Genomic DNA, 6,248 nt, shown 5'->3' with positions numbered 1-6,248 from the left:
TTTCATGACTCTTGTTGTCTATTGCAAGGCAATTCTTTCACTCGTAAGTGACATAAAAGTCAGTAATATTTGACAAGTGCCAGTATGCTTAATACGTAAGGCATGTCTTCGCCTTAAGTCTTTTTACAGATTTAAATAGTTACTCTTCGAAACTGTCACCCAGATCCTCCTTCCAAACTTAAGCTCCTTATTGATGACTCACTACCATCAGATGAATAAAAAACCAACTAGTTTGAATGATGTAATCTCTTAACCAAGCCCTTCCATCTTGCAAGGCGCTGTTTATATATACAGTATTTTGTTGTATGTTTAGACTCTACAACATAGACGTAGCTTCTTTTCGGCATTCTCATTTGCATTTTTTGGCATCAATATCTTGACGCTATATGAGGGTTTAACACTGCCGGAAGGTTGGTTTCACAGTGAACAAAGAAGGGAGGAGGTTGTGAACAAACTTCAAGAACAGGGCGACTGGTACGATATAGTAAGAAGATCGGATGGCATGCTTATTGGCTCAGTTCCACTCCAAAGTCGTTGTCTTCTTTATACTCGAAATGGAATTGTTTCTTGCCGACCGTTGTTGGAGGATGAAGGGATTTTCAATATATCCTCCGGAACCCGCTTTCTTCGCCGCCTTGGCTACCGAATCACGGAGCCCTCTGATATCATAAATCCGACGGACTGAACACCCGTTGACCTGATGCGCCACGGAGAGAACCATGGCGCTAGAATTACAACTTATCAAACACCACTCAGGAATACTGATCCCGGCTACGCCCGAGACCAGCGATATCCTGCAATCAAAAAACCGGCTCGGCGATGTTCTTGTTGCAGAGTTCAGGCGGGTACGAAACCCGGCATTTCACCGGCGCTTTTTCGCGCTTCTCAATCTCGGTTTTGAATACTGGGAACTAACCGGCGGGGCTATATCTAGCAACGAGCGGAAGCTGATCACCGGCTACGCCAAGTTCCTTGCTTCATATGGCGGGAATGAGGGTGCGCTGATCGATGCTGCTGAGCAGTATCTTGAGCAGGTTGCTTACCGGCGCGTCACGAATGGCATTAGCCTGTGCAAATCCTTCGATGCTTACCGCGCCTGGGTGATTATTCAGGCCGGGCATTACGACGCTATCAAACTTCCGGATGGCACACTTCAGAAGCACCCACGCAGTATTTCATTCGCCAACATGGACGAAATTGAGTTCCAGCAGCTGTACAAGGCCGCGCTTGATGTCCTCTGGCGCTGGATATTATCCAAAGCATTCAGGGACCAGCGCGAGGCGGAGAATGCCGCTGCGCAACTCATGAGCTTTGCGGGGTGACGGGAATGAAGAAGACCTGGTTCCACCACACCGATTGCAGCACCGAACAGGCCGACGATCTGGTTAAGCGTTACAAAGCGCGCGGCGTCCGTGTTGAGCGTAGCCTTAACCCGGATTACGTGACATGGACTGTCAGTGCATTCCTTCCGACCTCAAATACACCAGCGCGCCCTGACAGCCGCTGGCGAAACCGGATGTGGGGGTGAACGTGAAGACATATCAAATCACTTTGCCCTGGCCGCCGAGCAATAACCGGTATTACCGGCACAACCGCGGGCGCACTCACATTAGCGCTGATGGCGTAGCGTATCGCTATGCGGTCGCCAGTGTCATTCGAAGCGCCCGGCTTAATATTCGCACGGCCGCACCACTCAAAATCCGAATTGAATGTCACATGCCCGACCGCCGTCGCCGCGATCTGGATAATCTGCAGAAAGCTGCATTTGACGCTTTAACAAAGGCGGGATTCTGGCTGGATGACTGCCAGGTTGTCGACTATCGCGTTATGAAAATGCCTGTCATTAAGGGCGGGAAATTAGAACTCACCATCACCGAGCTGGAGACCGCATGAAACTTGAAAACACCCTCAAATATCACTTCGCCAAATCGACAATGATTAGCGACTCTCCGCGTGCTACTGCGTCAGACTCATTAACCGGAACGGATATCATGGCCGCTATGGGCATGACGCAGGAACGGGCAGCAATGGGATACAGCGCATTTCTCGGGAAGATGGGCATCAGTTACAACGATCGGGCGAGGGCGATCGAGCTGCTGGCACAGTATGCGCTGACTAAGTGCGATCGGGTGGCTGCACTGCGCAAACTGGATGCCGGGGTTAAGCCACTGGTGATGCATCAACTGGCCACCTTCGCGTTCGAGGACTATTCCCGCAGCGCCGCCAGCGTGAAGCAGTGCGATGGCTGCAATGGGGAAGGGTTTATTGACGCTGAGGTTTTCAGCATGAAGTCTCACACTCCGGCAAAAGAGAAGAAGTTCGTGAAGATGTCTTTGCACATGGGCGCGGAGGATATTCGACCTTCTGAGTATGAGGTGCGTAGGTAGGTCATGGAGGTAGCGCGCGTTCTCTGCCCTCAGTGCAAGGGTAAGAAGGTTGTAAGTTGTGCCTGTAAAGATTGTCATGGACGCGGGAAAACCGTTAATCAGGTTCTTACTGAACAGCAGGGTGTGCCGGTTCTGGCTGATTGCAAGCGCTGCAGTGGGCGGGGGTTTGAGCGAATTCCATCAACTGAGGCTTACGCCGCGATGTGCCAGATAACGGATGCAATCACCCTCGATACCTGGAAGAAGTCTGTTAAGCCATTCTACGACCAGCTCATCACCAAGTTTGATATCGAAGAGGCGTGGGCTGATGCGCAGCTGAAGCAGATAACAAAATAGGGTGTGAATTTATCGTGAGCTATTTACTTTTCCCGAATGTGTGGTAATTTTGCTCTAACGATGGGTTATTGCCTTCGTTTAAAGCCCTGCGGTTAACCCCGTGGGGCTTTTTTTATACCTTCAAAACAACTCTGTACACCAGCTAGGAACTCATGAAACTATTTTTTAACTAAAATAGCTTTACCATCTTCAAGAGATTCAACCTTATATTTCCTTAAGTTTTTAATCGCCGTTAAGGATCCTGCGCCAGTTACAATTGCAATTGCTGCGGTAGTTGCTGGTAATCCAATGCTGGCAACAGCTGCCGGTGCAAACATTAATGATAAAGTTGAGCTAGTTCCCCCCGTCGCAGGCGTCATAACAAATGCAGCGTATGCGATGCTGATTGCGCCGATAGCAATTGCCCAGGAAACCGCGCCACTGGCCACGATTTTTACCGTTCCCTTGGTGATATCACCAGTGACTTCAATTTTGTTTGAATCACAGGCTATTGCTTTTGCAAGATCTTTGTAAGTAGATACTGTCTGCATAAAATTTCCCAGATTAAATGTTCATATCATTATCGGTAGAACACACTCTCAGCTTTAGTCATTACGGCTAATCATCTTCAAACATTCAACACCCGCAGCATCGCGAGGTGAGAGCATGTATCGCATGGACAAAATAACCACAGGTGCTGCATATGGCGCTTCAGCCGGTAGCATCCTAAACGGTATGCTGAATGCCTATAGCCCCGAGCAGTGGAACGCTATCGGCGTGCTGGTGGGTATCATCATTGCAGTGATGACGTACCTGACAAACCTCTATTTCAAAATCCGCGAAGACAACCGCCGCAGCAGGAGCCGAGATGAACCCGACACTCAGAAATAAGCTGGTGGGCGTCATTGTTGGTGGATCCAGCGCAATAACTATTGCAGCAGTCATGCTGGGTAATGCAGATGGTCTTGAAGGGCGTCGTTATTACGCTTATCAGGATGTCGTCGGTGTCTGGACTGTTTGCGATGGGCACACCGGCGCTGACATTCGCCGCGGTCACAGATACACCGATAAAGAATGTGACGCTTTGCTTCAATCCGACCTGCGCAAGGTAGCTGCAGCTATCGACCCGCTGATTAAAGTCCATATTCCCGAAACCACTCGGGCCGCGCTTTACTCCTTCACCTATAACGTGGGAACGGGAGCATTTAGCAGATCGACGCTGCTGAAAAAATTAAATTCCGGCGACGTTCCGGGTGCATGCAAAGAACTGCAGCGCTGGACGTATGCCGGTGGAAAGCAGTGGAAGGGACTGGTAACCCGCCGAGAGATTGAGCGTGAAGTTTGCGAGTGGGGCCAGAAATGAGCCGATTAACCCCAATCATTTGCGCTGTCGTAATTTGTCTGCTGGGTTCCATGGCTTGGTCAATTAACCACTACCGTGGCAACGCCATCATCTACAAAGACCAGCGCGATAAGGCGACGGTCCGTGCAGAAACATCGGAGGCGATCACCAGCAACGTGATCACCACGATGAACCTCATTCGTGACATCTCACAGGCTACCCAGAATGCAAAGAACGAACTGGCTCAAAAGGGCGAGACTCGCATTGTCTACATCAGGCAGGCGCTTGAAGGCGATCCGTGCGCTAACCAACTTGTTCCTTCTGCCGCTGCTGACAGCCTGCGGGAATACGCAGACAGTCTACGTCCCGGCTCCGGTAGTGCCGATAAGCGCTGACCTGACTGCAGATACTCCGATCCCAGGAATGGCCGTGCCATTCACTTGGCAGGCAAGTCTGGAGTTAAACACTCAGCTCTATACGGCGCTGGGGCAGTGCAATCTGGATAAGGCGGCGATAAGACGTTTTGAGTTGCTACGCACTGAAAGAGTAACTAAATAATTTGTTTCAATAGACTGTGTAACCTAAATTTTTCTAATTTTGATCCGATACAAGTAGGATGACCGCAAAAGAGGGCTAGACATGTCATCCTTAGTAATCGTTTTGGATAAAGTCGTAAAAGAAGAGGTTGCTAGTAAGTCACTATCTCTTTACGAATCAATAAAAGTGATTTATGGCGCACTCACAAATGGGTGCACTGGTATGCAAAAGAGTGAATATTTCCTTGAGATATCGTACTCAGATACCGAAAAGGAAAGGGTTGTATATAAAACAACCAAAAAATATATGCCCTCAGGAGAAGAAAACTTACTTGAAGGAACAGAAGATTTGAGGGATGAGAAAATAATCATGCTTGCACATAAATTATCATCCAAGGGATATAAACTCGACGAGTCTCAGCTTGCCCTATTCATGAACGACAAAATTCATCGTTTCATTGCAAAGAAGTAAACTATTACCGCCTACGGGCGGTTTTTTATTGCCATCACAATGAATAGCCATGCTAGGCATGGCGATATTACTATTAGTAAATGACTACGTAAACTTCCAAAAAAATCATAAAAAAGGTAATGATACACAGTTTCTACTAAATTACCCTAACCATTCAAAAGGAATGAGCCTTCTACCACGAGCAGTTAGGATGTTTTAGTTTGTTATAATAAAATCCACGCAATTAAGTGGTTTTAATTGGAGGGTAAGGATGATGGGTTTTAATCCCATTTCTTAATAAATCTTCTAACAAAGGTAATGGCCATACAATACCAATTTGAGGGTCTTTTGAAGCAAAAGTTATTCTACCGGAGTATATCCCCATCAATCTGAAATATTTAAATTTTCTTATCTGTTTAATATAATCAGGTTCAATGCCTGAAATTTTTGTTATCGCTTCCTTGTCACCAGTTAGACTTTTTTTATATAAAGACTCATATTTTGGATTGTAAATATAACCATCACGATCTTCGCTTGCGAATACAGGAGAGCCAGACATGCCTGGGTTGGTGAATGTATCGATGTAAATTTTTTGAATTCCTTCAGAAATAAGCTGAGGCTCGCTTGCAATAGTACCCTTTTTCCATATTGGCAGATTTGGTGAGACACTTTGCCCCCACGGGTATCCGACAATGAATAAGTTTGATGTGACATCTACTGCAATGTCATCCACTAATTCAATATCTTTTTGAGTTGTGATGGCACACCGCTGACTCTCGCGAATATCTATTTTTAGGGCAACTAAGTCAATGCCTTTATTTCTATCCTTGTGTTCAATGAAAACAGAATCTTCATCGATGTTTATATGAATGTTGGCTGCAACCCCATGCTCTTGCCCATCAAAGTAAGGGATGTCAAAAGAAATGCGATCAGGTGAGTCTGGATAACCCTCTAGCAAGCACTCTGGATTTTTGGGCTCTCTACCTGTAAATACATGATAATTTGTAATAAGGAAGTAATCCTTCTCATGCTCATAGAAAAAACCTGTGCCTGATCCAATGACTATTCCATTTTTAGATAAGCATAAATTCAAAGAGAAAAGGGAGATTTTCGAAATTCCCATAACATCCTCATAATCTGTTAGCTGAGATATTTTTCGGCTCAGCAGTATACATTGTTGCAAGACTAACACTAAGCGGAACATGTTCATCAATAGG

9 protein-coding genes and 1 pseudogene are annotated in these 6,248 nt (G+C 46.6%); 8 read left to right on the top strand and 2 right to left on the bottom strand.

Features of this window, described 5'->3' with window-relative positions:
- Positions 1–719: 719 nt before the first annotated feature.
- From URZ40_RS11615 to URZ40_RS11600, 4 genes and pseudogenes are all read left to right on the top strand, one after another.
- The gene (locus URZ40_RS11615; protein WP_316379255.1) at positions 720–1,322 is read left to right on the top strand and encodes a DUF1367 family protein; all 603 of its coding nucleotides are present in this window, start codon (positions 720–722) and stop codon (positions 1,320–1,322) included.
- A gap of 5 nt (positions 1,323–1,327) precedes the next feature.
- Positions 1,328–1,528, top strand: coding sequence for a hypothetical protein (locus URZ40_RS11610; protein ID WP_316379254.1), 201 nt, complete (start codon positions 1,328–1,330; stop codon positions 1,526–1,528).
- 2 nt (positions 1,529–1,530) lie between these two features.
- Positions 1,531–1,893, top strand: coding sequence for a crossover junction endodeoxyribonuclease RusA (rusA, locus tag URZ40_RS11605; protein WP_248039431.1), 363 nt, complete (start codon positions 1,531–1,533; stop codon positions 1,891–1,893).
- Positions 1,890–2,723: pseudogene (locus URZ40_RS11600) on the top strand (antitermination protein). Before rusA ends, URZ40_RS11600 begins: the two are co-directional and overlap by 4 nt.
- A gap of 158 nt (positions 2,724–2,881) precedes the next feature.
- Here URZ40_RS11600 and URZ40_RS11595 read toward each other — a convergent pair.
- Positions 2,882–3,253: a hypothetical protein gene (locus tag URZ40_RS11595; RefSeq protein WP_196352171.1), complete on the bottom strand. Its 372-nt coding sequence runs from the start codon at positions 3,251–3,253 to the stop codon at positions 2,882–2,884.
- 115 nt (positions 3,254–3,368) lie between these two features.
- Here URZ40_RS11595 and URZ40_RS11590 point away from each other — a divergent pair, with 115 nt between their 5' ends.
- The 4 genes from URZ40_RS11590 to URZ40_RS11575 all read left to right on the top strand — a co-directional run bounded on the left by URZ40_RS11590 (position 3,369) and on the right by URZ40_RS11575 (position 5,052).
- Positions 3,369–3,593, top strand: coding sequence for a class II holin family protein (locus URZ40_RS11590; RefSeq protein WP_248229714.1), 225 nt, complete (start codon positions 3,369–3,371; stop codon positions 3,591–3,593).
- On the top strand, positions 3,571–4,065 hold the full coding sequence (locus URZ40_RS11585) for a lysozyme (protein WP_316379251.1): 495 nt from the start codon (positions 3,571–3,573) through the stop codon (positions 4,063–4,065). Before URZ40_RS11590 ends, URZ40_RS11585 begins: the two co-directional genes overlap by 23 nt.
- Positions 4,062–4,439 carry a DUF2570 domain-containing protein gene (locus URZ40_RS11580; RefSeq protein ID WP_316379250.1) on the top strand — a complete coding sequence of 126 codons (378 nt, stop codon included), beginning with the start codon at positions 4,062–4,064 and terminating at the stop codon, positions 4,437–4,439. Before URZ40_RS11585 ends, URZ40_RS11580 begins: the two co-directional genes overlap by 4 nt.
- 244 nt (positions 4,440–4,683) lie before the next feature.
- Positions 4,684–5,052 (top strand): hypothetical protein, encoded by a 369-nt coding sequence (locus tag URZ40_RS11575; RefSeq protein WP_316379249.1) that lies wholly within the window; start codon positions 4,684–4,686, stop codon positions 5,050–5,052.
- 223 nt (positions 5,053–5,275) lie between these two features.
- Here the strand turns inward: URZ40_RS11575 and URZ40_RS11570 are convergent, their stop codons facing one another.
- Complete coding sequence (locus tag URZ40_RS11570; RefSeq protein ID WP_316379248.1) at positions 5,276–6,241, bottom strand: serine protease; 966 nt, start codon at positions 6,239–6,241, stop codon at positions 5,276–5,278.
- Positions 6,242–6,248 lie beyond the last annotated feature (7 nt).

The organism is Enterobacter sp. 296B2, from assembly GCF_034106185.1.
Taxonomy (GTDB): domain Bacteria; phylum Pseudomonadota; class Gammaproteobacteria; order Enterobacterales; family Enterobacteriaceae; genus Enterobacter; species Enterobacter cloacae_N.
Note: the sequence above shows the minus strand (reverse complement) of the source record. Positions and strands in the feature narration are given on the sequence as shown.

What these genes read in the sequence shown, in the direction of transcription:
- URZ40_RS11615 (WP_316379255.1), top strand. Translation starts at nt 720, where the DNA reads ATGGCGCTAGAATTACAACTTATCAAACACCACTCAGGAATACTGATC.
- URZ40_RS11610 (WP_316379254.1), top strand. Translation starts at nt 1,328, where the DNA reads ATGAAGAAGACCTGGTTCCACCACACCGATTGCAGCACCGAACAGGCC.
- URZ40_RS11595 (WP_196352171.1), bottom strand. Translation starts at nt 3,253, where the DNA reads ATGCAGACAGTATCTACTTACAAAGATCTTGCAAAAGCAATAGCCTGT.
- URZ40_RS11590 (WP_248229714.1), top strand. Translation starts at nt 3,369, where the DNA reads ATGTATCGCATGGACAAAATAACCACAGGTGCTGCATATGGCGCTTCA.
- URZ40_RS11585 (WP_316379251.1), top strand. Translation starts at nt 3,571, where the DNA reads ATGAACCCGACACTCAGAAATAAGCTGGTGGGCGTCATTGTTGGTGGA.
- URZ40_RS11580 (WP_316379250.1), top strand. Translation starts at nt 4,062, where the DNA reads ATGAGCCGATTAACCCCAATCATTTGCGCTGTCGTAATTTGTCTGCTG.
- URZ40_RS11575 (WP_316379249.1), top strand. Translation starts at nt 4,684, where the DNA reads ATGTCATCCTTAGTAATCGTTTTGGATAAAGTCGTAAAAGAAGAGGTT.
- URZ40_RS11570 (WP_316379248.1), bottom strand. Translation starts at nt 6,241, where the DNA reads ATGAACATGTTCCGCTTAGTGTTAGTCTTGCAACAATGTATACTGCTG.